Origin of the sequence: Bacteroides sp. 1001136B_160425_E2 (assembly GCF_015559655.1) — a bacterium.
Taxonomy (GTDB): domain Bacteria; phylum Bacteroidota; class Bacteroidia; order Bacteroidales; family Bacteroidaceae; genus Bacteroides; species Bacteroides luhongzhouii.
The window spans coordinates 87,341-110,317 of record NZ_JADMQH010000020.1 but is presented as its reverse complement, the minus strand read 5'-3'; the positions used below and the strand labels follow the sequence as shown (position 1 = coordinate 110,317).

Below are 22,977 nucleotides of genomic sequence, written 5' to 3'. Positions count from 1 at the left end.
GAAAGTTATAAATCTACCCTCACCACCCCTCACCCTTGACCCATTCATTAGCGCAACGTTTAACTCGTTTCTATGCAGTTTTGATTCTTTTCACCACAGAGGACACGGAGGACACAGAGGTGAATTGGGTTTATGACTTACGGTTGTGACCCTAATTTTGATGCGTAATCCTTCCTCTATAAAGTTGAAAAACATAAAAACATCTGCCACCTGCAACCAAACGCGTGTAATGTGCTCCTTGCGCTTTCAAGGGACTGAAGAATTTCCGCATTTCTTCTCGAAGTTCATTTTGTAGTTCCGGCAAATGGTTACTGTCTAATAAAGGAGCATCGTATTCGTCAATAAGTACTACTACCGGTTTGCCCGTCTGTTCATAAGCACGACGAATCACTCCCCGGAAACGTTCCGCGGGCGTACCTTCTATTTCTTCCTTTCCATAGAGTTTTCCCAATCGTATAAGTTCAGATTCAACTGTCCCAAGAGGTCGGAAAGTGCTGTGTACTTTGTCATACTGAAATCAAGGTGCAACACCGGAAGACATTCCACTCTTTCTCCAAACGCTCCATTGCCAAACCTTGAAACAATTCCTTCTTTCCCCGAAAATAAGCATGAAGAGTGGATACCAACAAACTTTTTCCGAAACGACGGGGACGAGTCAAAAAATAAGCCTTATTGGTATTAGCCAAACGATAAACCAACTCCGTCTTATCTACATAGACGTTGTTATTATTGCAAAACTGCTCAAAATTCTGTATTCCTATCGGGTATATTCTGAAAGTAGTATCCATAATGCCTATCCTTATAAAATTGAAATGTAGACAAATTTAGGCATTAAAATATAGACTTCAAACAGTACGTACTGTTTTCTACACTTCATTCAGTTAAAAGCAACTATACTTATACTTTCCTCTTTTTAAAAGCAATGAAGTACCCGGAAATTTATTACCTTTGTGTAATTGATTTATAAAACCGGAGTATATGAGCACTAAAATTTATCCCATCGGCATACAGAATTTCGAAAAGATTCGTAATGATGGTTATTTCTATATTGATAAAACGGCATTGATGTATCAAATGGTAAAAACCGGTAGTTACTATTTCTTAAGCCGCCCACGCCGCTTTGGGAAGAGCCTGCTCATCTCTACGATGGAAGCCTATTTTCAAGGAAAAAAGGAACTGTTTGCTGGACTAGCTATAGAAAGGCTGGAAAAAGACTGGATTAAATATCCGATATTACACCTAGACCTTAATATCGAAAAATATGATGTACCGGAAAGTCTGGATAATATACTCGAAAAATCGTTGACTGCATGGGAAAAGCTTTATGGTGCCGAGCCATCCGAACGCTCATTTTCCTTGCGTTTTGCCGGCATCATAGAACGCGCCTGCAAGCTGACAGGGCAGCGGGTAGTTATTTTGGTAGATGAATACGACAAACCCATGTTACAAGCTATCGGCAACGAAGAGTTGCAAAAACAATTCCGGAATACCTTAAAACCTTTCTATGGGGCACTCAAAACAATGGATGGCTATATAAAGTTCGCGTTCTTGACCGGCGTTACAAAGTTCGGCAAAGTCAGTGTGTTTAGCGACTTGAATAATTTGGATGACATCTCAATGTGGAACGAGTATATAGAAATTTGCGGTGTCAGCGAACGGGAAATTCACGAAAATCTGGAAGCGGAACTTCATGAATTCGCCGATGCACGAGGAACAACATATGACAAGATATGTACAGAGTTAAAAGAATGTTATGACGGTTATCACTTTACGCATAATTCTATCGGCATGTACAATCCGTTCAGCCTGCTCAATGCATTTAAGCGTAAAGAGTTCGGCAGTTATTGGTTTGAAACGGGGACACCTACCTATCTGGTGAAATTACTGAAAAAGCATCATTATGATCTGGAACAGATGGCACACGAAGAAACCGACGTGCAAGTATTGAACAGCATCGACTCCGAATCAACCAACCCGATCCCGGTGATTTACCAAAGCGGATATCTCACTATCAAAGGGTATGATGAAGAATTTGGGATATATCGTTTAGGTTTCCCCAATCGTGAAGTGGAAGAAGGATTTATTCGTTTTCTACTTCCTTTTTATGCGAATGTGAATAAGGTAGAATCCCCGTTTGAGATTCAAAAGTTTGTCCATGAAGTGCGTTCCGGAGACTACGATTCTTTCTTCCGCCGCCTTCAGAGTTTCTTCGCCGATACGACTTACGAAGTTATCCGAGATCAGGAATTACATTATGAGAACGTGCTTTTCATTGTTTTCAAATTGGTTGGTTTCTATACCAAAGTGGAATACCACACCAATAACGGACGCGTAGATCTCATTCTGCAAACAGACAAATTCATTTATATTATGGAATTCAAGCTAAACGGAACAGCAGAAGAGGCTTTACAGCAAATTAATGACAAACACTATGCGCTGCCTTTCGAAGCGGATGGACGGAAACTATTCAAGATAGGGATTAACTTCAGTGAGAAAACCCGTAATATCGAAAAATGGGTGGTAGATTCCTGAAGTATACCCTGCCTTGACAAAGAGTCTGTTATTATTAACGTGGTGATCTTATTCCAATCCCGGCCACGCTTTTGTTGAATACGTAGCCTCAAGCGCATTTTCTAAATTATCATTCAGACTCGGGAAGAAATCGATTCCTGTCTTTTCTTCCAGTTCGTCTATTGATAATGCATAGTCAACTAACTTTGTTGATTTCGGAGAGTCGGTATGCTCCATCCAAAAAGCGATCGCTTTGAATGAATCTCCTTTTTTAAACAACAAAGCCATATAATAATATCTAGGAATGGGCTTGCTACGGTCGTTACTAATATATCCTCTGATCTGATCTTCCTTATCAATCGTTCCTCCTTTTACCACATATAAAGTATCTGAAGATGTACAGCTACGTCCCCATGATTGCACCTGTCCCTCCAAAGTCAACCATATACCTGTATTAAATTTATTCCGTTGAGGACTCATGTTCGTGTAATAGAAGGTCTGTTCATTCACCTCACGTGAATAAAGCCTGTCGGCAGAGGCACAAAGATGCCCTCTATCATAACCTTGTTTTCCAAAATCTGCTTGCACACGTTGGTATTGTGAACCGATAGCAGGATCTGCATCAAAAGGCTCATCACTACGTGATACATTTTGTTGCTTTGTTTGATTGTCAAATCGAAAGGCAATCCAACGGGAATGTTTCTTACTCTTATCGTATTCCATACTGAAAGAAGTTACTTTCTGCCCATTGAATGTGGTGTAGTGTGTTACAAACACATCGTTTACACCATTGCGAAGAGCAGGGAGTTCTACGATGCCGGTGGCAAAATTATTGGAGTTGTTATTCTCGTCTTTATCACAAGCACAGAAGCTTATACATAACAGGCTCAACCCAATCCATATTTTTTTTGTATATAACATATTATATTCTTTTATTATAAAAGCTGTCTTTCTGAAGAGAACGACAGCTTTTATAATTTTTATTTAAAACTCAAATTCAATATTATTCCACAGCCTTTCTAAGAGTCACATCATCAAGCAACACATTTTTATTTGAGCCACTTTTAGCGTTTACTAAAAACACAGAATATAAACCAGCAGCCTTTACCTCTATTGTGTTTGTATAAACCGCCCAACTATCAGTTGGTTCAAATGCAGTCTGAGTTGTCTCACCATAATTATATGTACCAGGAGAACCTACTTCGTTAATAGGCACGATTCCCGTTTTAAGTTTTGCTCCACTAGAAACACTATCGGCAATCTTAGCATATACATCAATAGTATATTTTCCAACTTCTAACTGTACTTCCTTTGCACCAAAACGATTATTCGAATTATTTCCTTTAATTAAAATAGAATAACTACTATTATTATACGCATCAGTGCTCTTTTCCCATGTATTGGCAGAAGTCACTGAAACTCTCGCCCAATCATCAGGAGTATCAGCTGTCCAATTTTCAAATCCAGAATTAGTCAATAGATTTCCTGTAGGTTCAGGTTCTGTTCCTCCACCTTCCCCTACAGCATACAGTCTAATGTTAGCTAAACGCAATCCTAAAGTATTATCAGCGGCTAAAGCAGAGAACTCTAATGTAGAATTTGCAGTTCCCTCTACATCTAGTTCTACCTGCATTTCGTAAAATATATTAGCATCGGCAGCCTTCACCGTTGCAGTTACAATCTTACTATCAGCTACTACTTCCGTACCATTGAATTTTATTTTCAACACATTCAGATCAATCGAAGAACCGACATCGTACGTATTTGCAGCTTCCTCATAATACAAAACAAACTTATTATAGCCTGCCGCATTAATATTAGAAATCGTAAACGTATTATCACCTGCGTTCGGGAACCAAATATGACTAATTTTTGCTGTCGATTCCGTCTTATTTGCTTCTGTTTTATGAAGAATAGTACGAAGATTCACCTTTGTATTATTTACACTAAAAGTAAAGTCTGAATTACTCCAGCCTGTATAACCTTCTACATTTGTATTAGCAGTAACTGTACCAAAAGTCTCCACAAAGACTTTAGTACCCTCTTCACCGGGAGGTGTTGGCTGCTCACCACCACCTTCACCTTCTCCAACAATCTTCACATTCTTCACTTCCCATGTACCTACATTAGAAGTAGTACTTATATATTTGAAAGCAAATTGAACATTTTTACCTATATAGCTAGCAAGATCAATATTACCAGAAGAAACAAATTTCCAATCCTGATTAGTTCCATAAGTTGGTATAGTAGCTTGAGTCCAATCAGAAGCAGTACTTTCCTTCACCCATATAGTCAACTCTTTTGCAGGATCACCACAGAATTTATGAGCATGTTCAAATGTCAATGAAGCTTTGGTCGCTTTTGTCAGATTTACAACAGGAGATATCAACCAGCTTTCTGATGCTTCTTTTTCTGTTGCAGAGATATAGGCACTAGCTTTCATATATGTACTGGCTGTGCCACCTTCCGGTGTATAAGACTCCCATTTCCAGATTTCGCTTACTTGAGTAGGACGTGTCTTATCTTCAATAGTAAATGTACCTTTATCTGAAGCAAATGATTCTTCAAAGAATGTAACTCCGCCAACCGGAGGCGTAGGCTCATCTCCCCCTTCACCAATAATAGTGCCATCTTCCAATATCGCAGTTGTAACTTCTTTCAATCCCGGTAATCCCCATGTATTTTTCATTAAGGTTCCTTTCAAAGTCACTAAACGAGGAAGAGGAGTTGTTGCATTATCAACTAAATTTAAAGCTGCCTTAACTTCAGAACAGCCAGCAGTTTTACCACTTAAATTAACCGCTGAACAATTCTTATAATCGCTTTCTCCACGGTCATCTGCAATCAGGAATGCAGTAGCTTTCACACCTGTGGGTTGTGTTCCAAAAACAACATCATTTTCAGAACTTATGGACATATCGGTAGAAGACTTAATACCTGCTACAATATATGCTTGTACCCAAGCTACAGTAGTACCATCGGCCTTAGCCTTTAAATCTGATACAGTATATGGATTATCTTTAGAACCATCACCCGTCAGCCCCGGAACATCACCCTCTCCCAATATATCATAAGGAGCCGGTACATCACTACATGAACTAAATGTGAACACTGCAAGCAGTGTCAAGAATAAAGCATTTAGAATCTTTTTCATAATCGTATATTGTTATTTGAATTATTTATTGCGTTTTACATCACTGCCAGTACGAATAATCAATTGCCAAGCATTGTTATATCGGGTCAGTATACCTGTCACATTTAAAGTACCTTGCGGAAGAATATCTTTTGAAAAGTTAGCATAGATACTGGTATGTGCCACAGCCGCAGACTTAGTACCATCAGCATAGTTGATATTGCGTTCTACAAAAGAAAGATTTGGATTGGCTACATCTTCCTCTGCTGCATAAGTTGTAGTACCATTTGCATCCGGGAAACTTACATTTTTTAATGTAACAAGCAATGGCGCCTGCTTCATATCCACAGCGGTCAATTCTGCAGCCGTAGAGATTTCTAAAGGTCTCAATTCATCATAAAACAACTTCGGTTCATTAATCAAACGTACATGCTGTTTCCATACATATTCGGGCATACGTCCCACTTTACCTTCATAAATTGAACCGATTTGTGCAAGCTTACGGTAACTACCGATTTGCAATCCCTTACAGTCAATTACGACTTTTTGACCTACCGGACAAAAGGCATATAATCCGGAATTATTAACTCCTACAATAATAGCACCTGTTTCATCACCAACGACAAGCTGTTTGTAGATGTTTCCACTTTCATCATCTCCAATTATTACACCTTCAATACGTGTCTCATCCTCAATAGTAGTATACGTATCAGTACTCGTATCAATGAAATCATTGTATTTCTCTTTCAGCGCAGCTATTGAAATGGTGCGTCCTTCCGGGATTGAATTATTGCCATAAGCATTTCCCGTCACCGGATCATCATAGTTCTCACAGGAAGTGAGACCTGCGCCACATAGCAGCAATCCGGTACATAATATAGATAGTAATTTCTTCATAATTGTTTCTTCCTTTCTTATTGTTTTGGATTGATAACTACACATTCTTAAAATCTATAACCAATGTTCAAGAAAGCGTTGAACGGGAATGCGTAGAAATACTTAGAGTTCTTAGAAAACTTGTAAACACGTGCGTCACCGTCTTTGTAATTATCATCACGGTTCTGTTCGAAACCACCTGTACGCAAATCTGTATTGTTCAAGATATTAGTCAAACTCAAATTAAGGCTAATGCTCTTTCCATTGCGTAAACGAATGTATTTTCCGATGGAAGCATCCAACATAAATCCACCATCCAGTTTCTCCTGACCCGGTACATGGAGAACCGGATTTCCATTAGCATCTACACCGGCACCATTTTTATCCAATACGCTGCCAAGACGACGATAGCTTGAGAAATCGATATATACACGATCATAATAGTTTCCGGTCAAATTGAAGAACCAACCTTTTACGTTATAATCCAAAGCAAGGCTATAAGCCGAAAGCGGAGTACCATTAGCACGCATACCTTTAGCATAAACACGATCGAGGTTTGACTCATTCTCACTTTCATATGTCAATACAGCATCCGGATTATTGGTGTATTTAGCTTCACTCCAAGTACCGATAGCCGTCAATGAAAGTTCGCTTGTCAACTTAAAGGTAGCCGCTGCTTCTATTCCCCAATGTTCCTTTTCAATGCCATTCATAGAAAGATAAGTGAAACGTGCTTCGCTATCATTATAAAAAGCATCCATTTCTACCTGATTCTGGAAGCGAGTATAATAACCAGTCAAACGTCCCATCACCCATGGAGTGTTGAAGTTATAAGTCAAATCACCACCAATGATGCGCTCTGTTTTCAAGTCTCTCACAAAGTCGTTCTTAATACGAGGAGCGATAAAGGAGTTATAAGCCAGTGGTGCACGTTCTTCATATCCGGCATTCAGCGTGAAAGAATGGTTACCATTGATAGCCCAATTCATACCGGCTTTTATACCTCCTTCAAGGAACTTCGCCGTACCGCTGCTGCCAAGTGATTTCAACGGAGCACGTCCGTTTCTCATCAGTCCGTCACGGAACATTTGTGTAGATCCTATTTTACCGGAAGCGAAATAGTTTAATGATCCGCCATTGTTGCCCTGATAACGTACCCATGCACTTTGCTTATTCACATAGATGTTATAATTATAACCAAATTTATCACCTTCACCAATACGACGGTTAGGATTATCAAGGTCATTTTGCACCATACTGGAACTAGCTCCATGATCGCGTACCGCAAATTTGTCGACGTCAGTATAAAGCTGTCCGCCCAGCAAATCCTTCATTTTTTTATAATGCATACCTTTCGTTGTATTCACGGCAACTCCCGCAACATAGCTGTTACGTTCATTCCATTGATGGTTGAATACAGAACTAAGGTTGAATGCCAACTGGTCATCATGACGTTCTTCTACATAATAAAGTGTCTCTTTACCTAATGCATTCGCCTGTTTATTGGCAAAATAAAGAGCATCCCAATCTAACTGACGATAAGCTTTATTATTTTTCCAATTATCTGTGACTTCATTAAACTGCTGCAATTCATCGGCAGTAGGAACAGATTCCCATACATCAAAGATTGAGCTAGGCAACTTTTTATAATAATCCGGGCGTGGATCGGCCGCATTACCATTCCAACCTAGAGCACTTTTCCCATAGTTGGAATATTTGAATCCGGCACTTGTCACTAATTTCTTATTATCATCAATAGTGAAATTCCATGAAGCAATAGCCGATGGTTCGAACTGACGTACAATACGTGCATTTCGTTTTTCTCCATTCTGATATCCCCAGTTCGGATTATAATAATGACTGTTCGCTAAATAATAAGCTTCTTCGGTTGCCGCCATTTGCTGTCCTCTCTCTGTCGGTGTTCCCCAAGTTGCCAAAGAGAGACTATGGCGATCATTAAATACTTTCTCCGCACCGAGGAAGTAAGAAAAAGAATTATATTTGATTCCTTCAATATTTCCCTCATTACCCCAGCGATAACCCAATGATCCGGTAAATGCCCAGCCATTGTTCATCAGACCTGTAGAATAAGTATACATTCCACGCAAAATGTAGTTGCGGTTACTACCTGACAGTGTTAGTTTTGAGCCGGCCGCATATTGGCTGGCACGTAAATTGATATTGGTGGCACCTCCTATCGCGCCAAAAGTAAAGTTGTTAAATTCAAAAGGACCGATCCCCTCCTTATTACGGGTAGCATCGTTCAATCCTCCTATTAATCCGTAACTGAAACGTCCTGTTTCTGCATCATTAAACTGTACCCCATTGATATACATGTCACTATACTGGGAATCATATCCCCTTACACGAAATCTCATTGGGCTAAACAGATAACCTACATTTGACAGATAAACATCATTGTTAGAAGTGACCAATGCAGATGTGCTCTGTGCTGCATCATCATCCTCATCCAATTGTGATTCTGTAAACATGAAAGAAGCATTGTCCTCACGGGCGTTTTGCTTTGCCTTTTGCTGCGCAAAAAGTGCTGGCATTAAGCAAAATAGCACGATCGCTAACCCTAGTCGTTGTTTCATAATTTAATTTATATTAATGTTAATTGGTCTTTCGTTTTGCAACATAAAAGAAATAAGCTATTACGCAAAATAACAAAGAATTTTATATATAACAATGTTTTTTGCAAAAAAAGTAACTAGTAAGGGTGGTTTTTCCGTTTTCTTTTTAGATATTTGTCATACAAATGACAAATTACCCACTTTTAAAATCAATTTTAAAGATGAAAAAAAGCTTAATGACTTTAGGTGTACTCGCTCTTTTCGTCCTCATGGCCTACGGACAAGAAAAGAAATTTGCCCTCTACAGTGTAGCGTTCTACAATATGGAAAATTTGTTTGACACCATTCATGATGAAGGCAAGAATGACTACGAGTATCTTCCTAATGGTACTAATCAGTGGAATACGATGAAGTATAAGGCTAAGCTGAAAAACATGTCGGAAATATTGAGTATGTTAAGTACCGACAAGTTACCAATGGGTCCCGCCATTATCGGCGTTTCTGAAATCGAAAATTACAGAGTACTGGAAGACATACTGAAGCAACCGGCTTTAGCGGACAGAGGTTACCAATATGTTCACTACGAAGGAGAAGACCAACGTGGTGTGGACTGTGCCTTCTTCTATAATCCCAAATTGTTCGAACTGACAAATAGTAAACTCGTACCTTATGTATATATCAATGATACGGTGCATAAGACACGTGGCTTCCTGATTGCCAGTGGCAATATCGCAGGTGAGAAAATGCACTTTATCGTCAATCACTGGCCTTCGAGAGCTGCCGCTTCTCCAGCACGTGAACGCGCAGGAGAACAGGTTAGAGCTATCAAAGATTCACTGTTAAGGGAAGACTCCGCAGCCAAAATTGTCATTATGGGAGATATGAATGATGACCCAATGGATAAAAGTATGGCTGTAGCACTTGGAGCTAAACGTAAGCCTGCTGATGTAGGACCTACAGACTTGTACAATCCTTGGTGGGATACTTTGAAAAAAGGATACGGAACTCTGATGTACAAAGGCAAATGGAATTTATTCGATCAAATCGTATTCACCGGGAATTTATTGGGCACTGACCGCAGTACACTGAAATTCTATAAACATGAAATCTTCCGCCGTGATTTTATGTTCCAAAAAGAGGGGAAATACAAAGGTTATCCTAAACGGACGCAAGCAGGTGGTGTATGGCTAAACGGATATAGCGATCACTTGCCTACTATTATTTATCTAATCAAAGAAGTGAAATGACAAAAGCATTATTTAGACTATTCATCCTGTTCATAACCTGTAGCACAGCAATCTCATGTAGTGAACAGGATTCTCCTGACCTTCCGGACAATCCGGGCAATACCAATCAAGGAATTGCCTCTATTGACCAAACGCAAATCAATGCAAATGGAGGCGGATTTATCATCCGTGTAAAAGCGGACGGCACATGGCAGGCTTCAAGCAGTGAGACTTGGTGTACATTGAGTAGAGCATCTGGCAATGGAAATGGCTCTATCAGTGGATATATGAAAGCAAATACCGGAGCTGAACGGAACGTCATTATTACAATCATAGCTGGGAAAGAAAAAGCAGAGTTTACACTCAAACAATTAGCTGGCAATAGCTCAAATCCGGATCCAGACCCAGATCCTGAAAAGCCTTCGGGATATGCAGGCAGGATTGAAATTCCAGCTTTACGTTCCGGAAATATGTATAAGTTTATTACGCACACCACTAAAGAGAATAACAAAGAGGTTATTACTTATAGTTATGAGTATGATTGTAGTAAAATGCATTCTCGTTGGGTCGCATGCACTTTTAGCACTGCCACTTCTGACAAAGACGTTGGAAGGCATGAGAGCTTCACAGAAGATCTTTCATTACCTCCAGCATACAGACTTGGAGAAAAAGCTTTTTCTGGTTCTAGCTACAGTAGAGGACATTTAATCGCCTCTGAAGACAGACAATATTCAGTAGCAGCCAACAAGAAAACATTCTATATGTCAAATATGAGTCCACAAATTCAAGATGGATTCAACGGAGGTATTTGGCTAAATTTAGAAAGACAAGTTCAAAGTAAAGGCTATAGCATTACTAATTCAAAAGATACATTATATGTAGTAAAAGGGGGAACAATTAGGGATGACCAGATACTAAAATATATATCTGATGGCTCTCATAATATAGCTGTTCCCAAATACTATTTTATGGCACTGTTATCCCTTAAAGATGGAAAATACTCTGCCATAGGATATTGGTTTGAGCATAAATCTTATAATAGTAAAGAACCCTTTTCTAAATATGAGGTTACCATAGACGAGTTAGAAGCTAATACGGATATTGATTTTTTCCCTAATCTTCCTTCCGACATAGAAAAAGACGTAGAAAAGAGTAAAGACAACTGGAAATGGTAACAAGTCATACCACTACTTAAAGGTATTCAACAAATATCTCACTTTGAATTTAAATGAAGAGTAAGTTTCCTTTTTAATGAAATTTACTCTTCATTTTTTATCCATTTCACTTTATCGAATATAGCCGATAAAAACACTTCTATTTTATCGACTATATTCGACAAAATAGAAAATTACTAGAACTAAGACCAATGAAAAACGATCAATTGTTCCCTTTTCTTAAATATAAAAGAACAGCAACAAAACGAGATTACAAGCAATTACCACACCGAATCCTCCCAAAATCCAAGGACGAAGTTTACTTCCTTTTCCTGCAAAGAATAGAGCATAGAACATATTTACCATTATATTGCTAATGATAGCCTGCATACTACAAGCAGTAATTATCAATGCAGCCACACTACCTGTATTTTGCAACAAGTTTAATATAAAAGGAGTTATATCACTAAAACCGGAAACAAAAGACAAGAGATTCAATCCACCTGTGCCCGCATAAACCAACGTATAGTGAGTTAAGAAAGTAAATATCACAAAGAGTACGGCAAAAATCAAAGCAACTTTAAATTCCAACGGGTTGCTGCTATCATCCTCTTCTGTTTCAGCAGACTGGCCTTCCGGGCGTTTTTGCCGGGAGTGAATAAACCAGGCTACAATAGCTGCCACCACCACCATAGTCAACAGATACGGATAAATAGACAGGAAGATTTCTCTACTGAAAATAAGTATCAGTATCATAAAGCGCAGAAACATCATGCTGACAGCCAGCAGCATGGCAGCAACATAATCAGTAGCTTCCTGTTCAGAGGCTTTCCGGCTTTTACGGGCAAGTACCGAGATCGTAGCCGTACTGCTGTATAATCCGCCAATAATACCGGAAACTAACGTTCCGGATTCATGGAATACATATCGCTTTAATAGATAAGAGAGATAGGAAATGCCGGATACCACTACTGTTGCCAACCAGATAGAATAAGGAGTAAGATTAATATCCGGAATCAGATTCTTATGCGGAAGCATCGGTAATATGATACCACTAATAGCCAAGAACTTGGCTAACGTAATCATTTCATCATTCTTCATCCGTTGCGCAAACTCTGTAAAAGTATGTTTAAGTTCGGTCAGCAGGAGCACAGTCACAATTACCATGACATAAAACCAGGAAGGTTGGGTAGCTACGATAGGAGCCATACAATAAGTAATCAGGGCAATAATAATGGTAGTTACACCAAAAACATGAAATTGCGATTGCTTTACATAATAGTTTAATCCCAACAGCAATCCCAATACCGCTCCGCCTCCCATAAACAGGCGCATATCCGTAGGGTCTAAGATATAAAGCAAGTAACCCAATATACCAATAAAGGTAAAAGTGCGGTCGGTTCCGAAAAGAGTAGTTTCACCCTCACGCTTCAGACTGATTCGACGTTGCGAAAGTCCGATTAATAAAGAAAACAAGGTTACTAAAACAAAAGTAACCAATTCACGCGGCACATAGCTGTACAACTGTTCCATATCCATACACTGCTCTCTTTTTTATATAAGAACAAATATACGGTTTATTTGTTAACGCTCACCACGTTTTATACGGTTTTTTCATTAACTGTGAGTTATAGTAGCGTATATCGCCCGTTACCTCCTCACCGATAAAGTCGGGTTTTACAAAAGCCTCATCTTCCGATTCCAGCTCTACTTCTGCCACAATAAGTCCTTCATTCTCACCATAAAACTCATCGACTTCAAATACATGTTTGCCACTACGTACTAAATAACGGGTCTTGTCAATAATCCCCGGTTCGCAAAGCCTCATCAATTCTTCTGCTTCTGATAAGGCCAGTTCCTTTTCCCATTCATAACGACTGGTACCGGAAGCATTAGAGGCTCCCTTTATCGTCAGATAACCTTTTTCATCCCGAATACGAACCCGGACAGTACGCCCGCGAGCACTACTGATATACCCCTGCACAATGTGACTTTGCGCAAAAGCCGAAGACTTAAATTCACCGATAACTAAAAATTTACGTTCTATTTCCTGTGCCATGGCACAAAGATAAATTAAAAAATGAATATTGAGAATAAAAAAATGATCGTTTGATACCTCACATCATGTATCAGAAAACTACAATTCTTAATTCTCAATTTTCAAGTCTCAATTTATTTCAGAATCTCGTCATGAACTCAATCACGATTTTGTCCCGTTCTGATTCTTTTGGAACGCCGGAGTTCTTATAGAAATATTTCTCGAAGTTCAATCGGAGGTCGGCAATGAAAGCTTTGGAAAGACTTAGTGTGATTCCACCCGTCACACGATGGCGGGCATAATCATTTATAATCAGAGCTTTTGTCGTTTCATCCATCTTGCCATCACTATGATCGGTCATCATATCATAGCGAGCCAGAAAAGAGATTTTATTGAATACTTTCTTCAATGGTAAATCGTAATTAATGAAACTATTTACCGCATGAACATCTTTAAACGCTTCGTGGCCGTACATTTTATATAAATATTCCGCCTCAATATGAAAACGGTCATTCTGATAATAGACACCGGCATCATACATATTAATCCGTACATTTTCCGGTTTTATCATTTGAGTACTAAGTGTCAGATTCCAGTTCTTATTAGGCAACAACTGCGCTTTCATGGAGTAATTCAGCGTTTTGTGCCATTCTTTTTGATTCGTCAGACCGGAGCCATTGAACAATCCCCCTTCAAGAATAAATGGAAAACCGTCTTTATTCGTATAACCAGCCGTAAAACCGACATCACGCACATTTCCTACTTGCTTGGCAATGAATGAACGGTTGGCAAAATACTGCTGATGTGGCGAGCGGTGAGCATCTATCGTGAAAGGAACGCGCATCTGACCGATCGTAAAATTCAGGTCTTTTATCGGGAAGACACGTGCATACGCATCCAGCATTTTAATGGAACCTTCGTCGGAAAGGTCGATTTCCGCTTTATAGGCAACTAACGGATGTACATTCCCCGAAACACTGAAGCGCGCGTTACGTACTTCAAAACGACTTTCACTTGTTTCTGTCTGGTATTCATATTTTCCCCGGATAGTTCCGTGAATCTCCGGCAGGTAATCCTTAAATTCCATTGTCTGCTTATCCAGCTTCTTGCCATCCCCGGCATCTTCTTTTGCCTGTCCAAAGGCCATTGTCGCCAGCAAAAGCATGACGACGGTTGTTGTGATTCTACTCATTTCAGTTGTATGCTACTAAATTCACGGCAAAAGTACAACTGTGAGGATACACGAAGATGACAAATCGAATACAGGAAAATGACAGAAAAGTTACATTCATATTACATAGAATACAAATGCATTACAAAACAAAGAGTTCACCACAGATTACGCAGATTACCACAGATTGAATTTGATATTCATCATATCAATAGCCAAACAATCTGGACCGGCTGTGTAATTTGTGGTGAACTTATCAGCCGAAAAAGGAAAATGCAATCAGCATAATCAATGCCAAAATAATTAATGAGACGAACACTATTCTGACAACCTTCTGGGCTTGTTCTTCTTCTTTCTTACTAATCGCTACTTTTTTCTTCCCCTTACTCATAATAGTTAGCTTTTAAGTTCAACGCTAACAAAGTAAGAACAAATCTTTTAACTTTCCAAAAATAACACTTGATAATTTTATTTTTTATGATTCCTGTGAAGAAAACTCCATCAGATAAGCTTTGATAAAACCATCTATTTTGCCATCCATCACACCGTTCACATCTGAAGTCTGATAGTTGGTACGATGATCTTTCACGCGACGGTCATCAAATACGTAGCTACGGATCTGGGATCCCCATTCGATCTTCTTCTTACCGGCTTCCACTTTCGCCTGTTCTGCCATGCGATGCTGCAATTCCTTATCATACAAGATGGAACGTAGTTGACGCATTGCATTCTCACGGTTCTTTGGCTGGTCACGGGTTTCGGTATTTTCAATCAAGATTTCTTCTTCCTCACCGGTATAAGGATCTTTATACTGATAACGCAAACGGACACCGGATTCTACCTTATTTACATTCTGACCACCGGCACCACCACTTCGGAATGTATCCCAAGAGATATTGGCAGGCAAAATATTTACCTCGATACTGTCATCCACCAGCGGAGTAACGAATACAGAAGCAAAGGAAGTCATACGTTTACCTTGTGCATTGTATGGAGAAACACGAACCAGGCGGTGCACACCGTTCTCTCCCTTCAAATAACCGTATGCAAAATCACCTTCAATATTGATAGTACAGGTTTTGATTCCGGCTTCATCACCTTCCTGAAGGTTGGCAATGGTAGCTTTATAGCCGTTCGTCTCGGCATAACGCAGATACATACGCATCAGCATAGAAGCCCAGTCCTGGCTTTCCGTACCACCGGCACCTGAATTGATTTTCAACACACAATCCATCTGGTCGGCTTCGTCCCGAAGCATATTTTTGAGTTCGAGTGCCTCTACTGCTTCACTGGCTTTTGCGTAAGCAGCGTCTACATCTTCCTCGGTCACCAGTTCTTCTTTATAGAAATCAAATGCCAGTTCAAGTTCATCTGCCAGTGTCTTGAGTTCGTTGTAGCCTTCAATCCACTTTTGCAGGTCTTTCACCAGTTTCATTTGAGCTTCAGCCCTCTTCTGGTCATCCCAAAATCCCGGAGCTTGTGTTCTTAATTGCTCTTCTTCGACTTGAATTTTCTTCCCGTCGATGTCAAAGATACCTCCTCAGCGCATCAGTGCGCTCTTTCACGTCTTTAAGTTGTTCAATAGTAATCATTTGATTTACAATTTTATTATTTACAAATTTCAGATATCAGGGGACAAAGATAAGCAAAAATCTGCTACCTTTGTTTTTGTTATTAAAATGTTGTCATATTATGAACAAACTACTGAAACTTTCTTGCTTATCACTCTTCCTGGCAGTAGTGATTTGCAGTTGTAGCTCACAAAAAAAGTATAGCTACGAAACAGTGCCCAATGACCCGCTAAAAGCCCGCATTTACACACTGGACAACGGACTAAAAGTTTACCTCACCGTAAACAAGGAAACTCCGCGCATACAAACATTTATCGCAGTAAGGGTAGGCGGAAAGAATGACCCGGCAGAAACAACCGGACTTGCTCATTATTTCGAACATCTGATGTTTAAAGGCACTGACAAGTTTGGCACACAAGACTACGCGACAGAAAAGCCTCTATTGGATGCAATCGAACAACAATTCGAGATTTATCGCAAGACTACGGATGAAGCGAAACGTAAAGCTATCTACCACACCATCGACAGCCTTTCTTACGAAGCCTCCAAGTACGCTATCCCTAATGAATATGACAAATTAATGGCAGCCATCGGGTCTACCGGCAGCAATGCTTATACCTGGTACGACCAGACGGTTTATCAGGAAGACATTCCTTCCAACCAGATAGAAAACTGGGCAAAGATTCAGGCAGATCGTTTTGAAAACAATGTCATTCGTGGTTTTCACACAGAACTGGAAGCTGTATACGAAGAGAAAAACATGTCACTCACCCGTGATAACAGTAAAGTGCAGGAAGCCATTTTCTCCTCTCTCTTCCCAAAGCATCCTTACGGGACGCAAACGGTGTTGGGTACACAGGAAAACCTGAAGAATCCTTCTATCACGAATATCAAGAATTACTATAAACAATGGTATGTACCCAATAATATGGCAATCTGCATGTCCGGTGATTTAGACCCGGATGCGACAATTGTACTCATTGACAAATATTTCGGCGGTCTGAAACCCAACCCGGACCTTCCGAAGCTAAACTTAGCGAAAGAAGCACCAATCACACAACCTGTTGTGAAAGAGGTATTAGGTCCGGATGCTGAAAGTGTTGCACTGGCCTGGAGATTTCCCGGTGTGTCTGACAAAGACTTTGAAATCCTACAAGTCGTTTCCCAAGTGTTATACAACGGAAAAGCGGGACTGATTGACCTCGATCTGAATCAACAGCAGAAAGTGCTGAATAGTTATGGCTATCCGATGGGACTGGCGGATTACTCGGCATTGTTGTTAGGAGGACTTCCCAAACAGGGACAAACGCTGGAAGAAGTGAAAGACTTACTGCTCGGCGAAATCAAAAAGCTCTGCGCCGGCGATTTCGACGAAAAAATGTTGGAAGCCAACATCAACAACTTCAAACTCGGCGAACTGCAAAATATGGAAAGTAATGAAGGACGTGCTGACATGTTTGTCAACTCATTTATCAATGGTACAGACTGGAAAGACGAAGTGACCGCTATCGACCGTATGGCCAAACTGACCAAAGAAGACATTGTAACATTTGCCAACAAATACCTGAAAGAAGATAACTACGCCGTTATCTACAAGAAACAAGGGAAAGACCCGAACGAAAAGAAGATGACGAAACCGGAGATTACTCCTATCATCACTAATCGTGATGTAGCCAGTCCGTTCCTTGTAAAAGTACAGGAAAGTGCAGTAAAACCGATCGAGCCTGTATTCCTTGACTATCAGAAAGACATGAGTCAGTTAAAGGCGAAATCTGATATTCCGGTTCTTTACAAGCAGAATGTAGCCAATGATCTGTTCCAGTTGATCTATGTCTTTGACATGGGGAACAACCATGACAAGGCTTTAGGAACAGCATTTGACTATCTCGAATATCTGGGAACTTCGGATATGACACCGGAGGAACTGAAAAGTGAATTCTATCGCTTGGCTTGTACTTTCTACGTATCTCCGGGCTACGAACGCACGTATGTCGTACTTTCCGGACTGAATGAGAATATGCCGGCTGCCGTACAATTATTCGAGAAGCTACTGGCAGATGCACAAGTAAACAAAGAAGCCTATGCGAATATGGCTGGAGATATACTGAAAGCCCGTTCTGATGCCAAGTTGAATCAGAGCCAGAATTTCTCCCGTTTGATGAGCTATGCCATGTACGGTCCCCAATCACCTGCCACCAATCTGCTAACGGAAGCGGAACTGACAAATATGAATCCACAAGAGTTAGTAGACCGGATTCACAATCAGAACAGTTACAAGCACCGCATTTTATACTACGGTCCAAGCAGCAGCAAAGATTTGTTAGCTACCATCAATCAGTATCATCAGGTTCCGGCAGTCTTGAAAGACATTCCTGCCGGAAACGAATATTCTTATCTTGAAACGCCTGTTACTAAAGTTCTGATAGCTCCTTATGACGCCAAACAAATATACATGGCGCAGATATCCAATCTCGGCAAGAAGTATGATCCAGCCATCGAGCCTACCCGCAAATTATATAATGAATATTTCGGAGGTGGCATGAACTCCATCGTCTTCCAAGAAATGCGTGAGACACGTGGATTGGCTTATTCTGCTTGGGCTAGCATACTACCGCCGAACTACTTGAAGTACCCCTATATATTACGTACACAGATCGCAACGCAAAACGACAAGATGATCGATGCCGTCACCACATTTAATGACATCATCAACAATATGCCTGAATCGGAGGCTGCCTTCAAACTGGCTAAAGACGGATTAACGAATCGCCTGCGTACTGAACGTATTGTCAAAGGTGACATCATCTGGAGTTATATCAATGCACAGGATTTAGGCCAAAACATAGACCCGCGTATCAAGCTCTACAATGATATACAGAACATGACACTGAAAGACATTGCCGACTTCCAAAAGCAATGGGTAAAAGGACGCACGTATGTGTATTGCATTTTGGGAGATAAGAAAGATTTGGAACTGGACAAGCTGAAAGCTGTAGGTCCTATTGAAGAACTGACACAGGAGCAGATCTTCGGATACTAAGTAAAAACGAGTAAACAATAAATAATGCGAATCAGTAGTTGAACTCTGATTCGCATAAATAACAAACGGTGAACAGACCTGTCTATTACACAGATTGTTCACCGTTTTATTGTTCACGACTTACTATTTACGGTTTATTGTTTCATACTTACGTTCACCGTCTGTCGCTTATTTCTCATTTTCTTCGTACATCTTTTCGATCTGCTCACTATAATTCTTGGCAACTACCGCCCGTTTCAATTTCAACGTATTAGTCAATTCTCCACGTTCCATGCTGAACGGTTCGGGAAGCAAAGTGAAACGTTTGATTTGCTCATAGTGTGCAAACTGCTGTTGGAGTGTATCAATCCGTGCACGGAACAATCCTACAATCTTCGGATGTTGCAGCAACTCAGTCATATTTTTATATTCAATACCTTTTTCTTTTGCATACTCTTTTACGTATCCATATACAGGTACTATCAGGGCTGAAACAAATTTACGCTGATCGGCAATAATAGCGATTTGGTCGATATAACGGTCTATAACCAGTTTCGTTTCCAAAGCTTGTGGAGCGATATACTTTCCATTCGATGTTTTAAACAAATCCTTGATGCGCTCGGTTAGGAATAACTGTCCGTTCTTAAAATAACCGGCATCACCTGTATGAAACCAGCCATCCGGTTCAATGGCAGCAGCCGTAGCTTCTGCTTTCTTATAATAACCTTTGGTAATCGTCTTGCCCCGAAGCAGGATTTCATTGTCTTCACCGATCTTCACTTCAAGTCCCGGCAATACGACACCAACCGAACCGATGTCATAGCCAACCGGCAGCGTACAAGATACAGTAGCCGTAGATTCCGTCAATCCATATCCCACCACCATATTGATTCCTACTGAATGGACGAATTCATTGATTTCATCAGGTACGGCAGCACCGGCAGTTGGGAAAAAATTACCGTTCTCAATACCAATTGTTTTTTTCAGTAGAGAATAGATTGTCTTTTCGTAGAATTTATATTTCAGTTGATTCATCACCGGAGGAGTCTTACCCAAACGCAGATAATCCAGATTATGAATCCTACCTACTCGGATAGCATCCAACATCAGTGCTTTCTTCAACCCTGTTGTTTCGTTTATTTTTTCTTGTACGCCTGCATACACTTTCTCCCAAAAACGGGGAACGCTACACATCAGTGTCGGACGAATTTCCTTAATCGTTGTCTGAATATCCGCCGGACGGAGATTGATACAAATCTGTACTCCTTTATGAATACAGAGATAACACCATGCTTTCTCAAACACGTGTGTCAAGGGGAGGAAGTTCATGGATACATCCTTATCCGACATTGTTGTCAAACGGTCATCGTGTGTATGAAACTGTTCCAGATAACAGGAATGATGAAGCATGACGCCCTTCGGCTCACCCGTTGTACCGGATGTATAAAGAATGTTTGCCAAGTCATCATAAGAAGCCCGCTCCGTACGTTCTTCTACCGTATCATTATGAGGCAATCCCTCTCCCGTCGCCATAAATTCATCAAAATAGATAGATGATACGTCACGGGGATCTTTCACAACCGAACGGTCAAAGATAATCAGTTGTTGCAGAGAGGTGCAGAAACCAAAGATGCTGAAAGCAGCATCATACTGGTATTGCTCGCCTACAAAAAGGAAACGAATCTGCGCATCATTAATGATATATTGCGCCTGCGCAGGTGAACTCGTTGCATAAAACGGAATGGTAACAGCCCGATTGGCAAACGCGCCAAAGTCGACATAGAACCATTCGGGTTTATTCTGTGAAAATATACCGATATTCTCTTGTTCTTCTACTCCCAATGCCACGAAAGCATTAGCTACTTGCCGTACTGTTCCTGAGAACTGCTTCCATGAAATAGGAATCCATTGAGCTGTCTCATAGTCACGGTATTTTAAGGCTACCTTGTCGCCATATTTTTCGGCTTGACGATGGACCAGGACAGATAAATGATGATAAGTCATACTCTTTGTATTAGTAAATATGGTGCAAAGGTATTAGTTTTATCTCATTTAGGCAAAATTAGCCAGAAGTTTTATAATGAGTATTGAAAATCAGTGTTTTGCTTGAGAATAGTAAACGTGCAACTAAAAAGCCATCCCTGTTTTCGTCTATTCCAGGGATGGCTTTTTATTATTTTCTTACCTCATAGGGTAATGCTTTATATAAAGGGGCAGATGAATATCGAGGAGGAATATACGCTCCTAAATTTTTCTTCATATAATTGACAGCTATGCCTGGTTCAATTATACTAAAATCAACAGTCGGAGGCACAACTCCGTCATCATATATATTCAAGACTCCGTCAACTTTATCTCCATTGCCCGCATCTATTCCCCATGGATTACGCATTGAGAATAAGGCATCAGGATCAGCTGAATGCATAAGTGTGAAAGCATGATATGTAACTGTAGTCAACGGCCCGGCCGGTAAATCACCCACATTAAAGCCACCTCCTGAAATTTTTCTTTGTTGCAAACACGCTTTTGCTACCCGTTCAAGTTCTGCCGCTTTTAGCTGTCCGGGACCAAAAGAGAAACTACCTCCTGCACCAGTAAACATCGGCGATACCAGATAACCGCCTATGCCATTAATATCCGGATTTACCTGATATATTTTTTCCCATTTCATCATAGCCTTTTCTAATACAGTAGCCCATGTCGGAACATTTCCTTTCCCCGTAGTAGCTCCAATGTTACCGGAAGCATCTGCCAAGAATGTGGATCTGATGCAAACATCTACCCGTTTACCTTGAGGATCGAACATCTTTACAGTAAATGTATTACCGTCATTCTTTGTGATAATAGATTTGATAAAATCCGGGCACTGATAAGCGAAAGACGCAAAAATAGCCAAAGCCCAACAGTCGCCAATAGCATGCTGATTCACATCTGCCGGCACAGGTTCACCAAACGGATACAGATTCACATAAAACTCCTTGAATTGAGTCAGACTTGGTGTCCCCGGAAGAAGTAACGGTTCATTATCAGGATTTGCCAGCCATTCCCGATCTTCCTTTGTAGTCACATGCTTATTTTCGTACTGAGTCCCCATAGGATTGGAGTCACTATACGTAAAACCACTGCCATATTTCTCGATTAAGTCATCTATATTAATAATAGCCTCCTCTTGCTTCAATGTCCACTCTGCGATCTGCGTCCCGGAGCCTCCATTATTGTTATTGATATCCAGCTTATAATACTTATATGCCGTACCATTTGTAATATTGAAAACTCTCGTTTCTTTTCTTTCCTCAAAAATTTCTCCTTCTTTAGAATCAAGCGTAACCCAAATCTTGTTATCATTTGATCCGGAAAGAGTCCACGATTTCGGATCTTTCCCTGCAGCCTCGTCAGCTGAAGTTAAAGAATAACTGGACACAGTCGCTCTTTGGTCACCGTTCCATATAATAGAAAATGTGTTGTGTCCCGTAGTATATTTAGTGTCCGCATTAGCGTCAACTATTTTACTAATATCCTGCCCTCGCGGAGCATCATCGAATTCCGCAATAATAATACCACCTGAAGGCATATTCTGATTCTCCCCTATTATGGCATATGGCAATGACGTTTCACTCCTAGAATCGCCTTCATCCTCGGAGCAAGCCAATAATACACTGCTTAAGAAGAAGAACAATAAGAATCTATTTATATTTTTCATTT

General features: G+C 40.3%; 15 protein-coding genes and 1 pseudogene. 4 read left to right on the top strand and 12 right to left on the bottom strand.

The features are described 5' to 3' along the window. Positions 1-205: 205 nt before the first annotated feature. Positions 206-788: pseudogene (locus tag I2I04_RS18860) on the bottom strand (AAA family ATPase); the annotation flags it as partial. A gap of 190 nt (positions 789-978) precedes the next feature. On the opposite strand from I2I04_RS18860, the gene I2I04_RS18855 reads away from it, so the two are divergent. Then, positions 979-2,532 (top strand): ATP-binding protein, encoded by a 1,554-nt coding sequence (locus tag I2I04_RS18855; protein WP_195655666.1) that lies wholly within the window; start codon positions 979-981, stop codon positions 2,530-2,532. Positions 2,533-2,580: 48 nt separating this feature from the next. On the opposite strand, the gene I2I04_RS18850 is transcribed toward I2I04_RS18855, so the two are convergent. The 4 genes from I2I04_RS18850 to I2I04_RS18835 all read right to left on the bottom strand — a co-directional run bounded on the left by I2I04_RS18850 (position 2,581) and on the right by I2I04_RS18835 (position 9,117). Further along, positions 2,581-3,432, bottom strand: coding sequence for a DNA/RNA non-specific endonuclease (locus tag I2I04_RS18850; RefSeq protein WP_195655665.1), 852 nt, complete (start codon positions 3,430-3,432; stop codon positions 2,581-2,583). Positions 3,433-3,514: 82 nt separating this feature from the next. Beyond that, positions 3,515-5,665, bottom strand: coding sequence for a choice-of-anchor J domain-containing protein (locus tag I2I04_RS18845; protein WP_195655664.1), 2,151 nt, complete (start codon positions 5,663-5,665; stop codon positions 3,515-3,517). A 21-nt stretch (positions 5,666-5,686) separates the two neighbouring features. Then, positions 5,687-6,541, bottom strand: coding sequence for a DUF5689 domain-containing protein (locus tag I2I04_RS18840; RefSeq protein WP_032842892.1), 855 nt, complete (start codon positions 6,539-6,541; stop codon positions 5,687-5,689). Positions 6,542-6,588: 47 nt separating this feature from the next. Then, complete coding sequence (locus tag I2I04_RS18835) at positions 6,589-9,117, bottom strand: TonB-dependent receptor (RefSeq protein WP_195655663.1); 2,529 nt, start codon at positions 9,115-9,117, stop codon at positions 6,589-6,591. Positions 9,118-9,317: 200 nt separating this feature from the next. Between I2I04_RS18835 and I2I04_RS18830 the strand changes: the two genes are divergently transcribed. After that, positions 9,318-10,343: an endonuclease/exonuclease/phosphatase family protein gene (locus I2I04_RS18830; RefSeq protein WP_143256895.1), complete on the top strand. Its 1,026-nt coding sequence runs from the start codon at positions 9,318-9,320 to the stop codon at positions 10,341-10,343. Next, complete coding sequence (locus tag I2I04_RS18825) at positions 10,340-11,497, top strand: DNA/RNA non-specific endonuclease (protein WP_195470151.1); 1,158 nt, start codon at positions 10,340-10,342, stop codon at positions 11,495-11,497. Before I2I04_RS18830 ends, I2I04_RS18825 begins: the two co-directional genes overlap by 4 nt. 219 nt (positions 11,498-11,716) lie before the next feature. On the opposite strand, the gene I2I04_RS18820 is transcribed toward I2I04_RS18825, so the two are convergent. The 5 genes from I2I04_RS18820 to prfB form a co-directional block, all read right to left on the bottom strand. Continuing rightward, positions 11,717-13,009 carry an MgtC/SapB family protein gene (locus I2I04_RS18820; RefSeq protein WP_195655669.1) on the bottom strand — a complete coding sequence of 431 codons (1,293 nt, stop codon included), beginning with the start codon at positions 13,007-13,009 and terminating at the stop codon, positions 11,717-11,719. Between the two features lie 58 nt (positions 13,010-13,067). Beyond that, positions 13,068-13,535, bottom strand: coding sequence for a CYTH domain-containing protein (locus tag I2I04_RS18815; protein ID WP_004305204.1), 468 nt, complete (start codon positions 13,533-13,535; stop codon positions 13,068-13,070). A gap of 118 nt (positions 13,536-13,653) precedes the next feature. Further along, on the bottom strand, positions 13,654-14,706 hold the full coding sequence (locus tag I2I04_RS18810; RefSeq protein ID WP_195655662.1) for a porin: 1,053 nt from the start codon (positions 14,704-14,706) through the stop codon (positions 13,654-13,656). 235 nt (positions 14,707-14,941) lie between these two features. Continuing rightward, entirely contained in the window at positions 14,942-15,076 is a 135-nt protein-coding gene (locus I2I04_RS23435; protein ID WP_255435730.1) for a hypothetical protein, read from the bottom strand. A gap of 84 nt (positions 15,077-15,160) precedes the next feature. Then, positions 15,161-16,277, bottom strand: a protein-coding gene (gene prfB / locus I2I04_RS18805) for a peptide chain release factor 2 (protein WP_143256892.1) whose coding sequence is annotated in 2 segments (ribosomal slippage) — positions 15,161-16,213 and positions 16,215-16,277 — 1,116 coding nt in all. Because the reading frame shifts where the segments join, the coding sequence is not laid out codon by codon here. A 100-nt stretch (positions 16,278-16,377) separates the two neighbouring features. On the opposite strand from prfB, the gene I2I04_RS18800 reads away from it, so the two are divergent. Next, complete coding sequence (locus tag I2I04_RS18800) at positions 16,378-19,296, top strand: M16 family metallopeptidase (RefSeq protein WP_195655661.1); 2,919 nt, start codon at positions 16,378-16,380, stop codon at positions 19,294-19,296. 168 nt (positions 19,297-19,464) lie between these two features. Here the strand turns inward: I2I04_RS18800 and I2I04_RS18795 are convergent, their stop codons facing one another. Both I2I04_RS18795 and I2I04_RS18790 read right to left on the bottom strand, forming a co-directional pair. Further along, positions 19,465-21,279 (bottom strand): AMP-dependent synthetase/ligase, encoded by a 1,815-nt coding sequence (locus I2I04_RS18795; protein WP_195655660.1) that lies wholly within the window; start codon positions 21,277-21,279, stop codon positions 19,465-19,467. Between the two features lie 169 nt (positions 21,280-21,448). Continuing rightward, positions 21,449-22,975, bottom strand: a complete 1,527-nt coding sequence (locus tag I2I04_RS18790) for a C2 family cysteine protease (protein WP_143256889.1) — start codon at positions 22,973-22,975, stop codon at positions 21,449-21,451. Between the last annotated feature and the right edge of the window lie 2 nt (positions 22,976-22,977).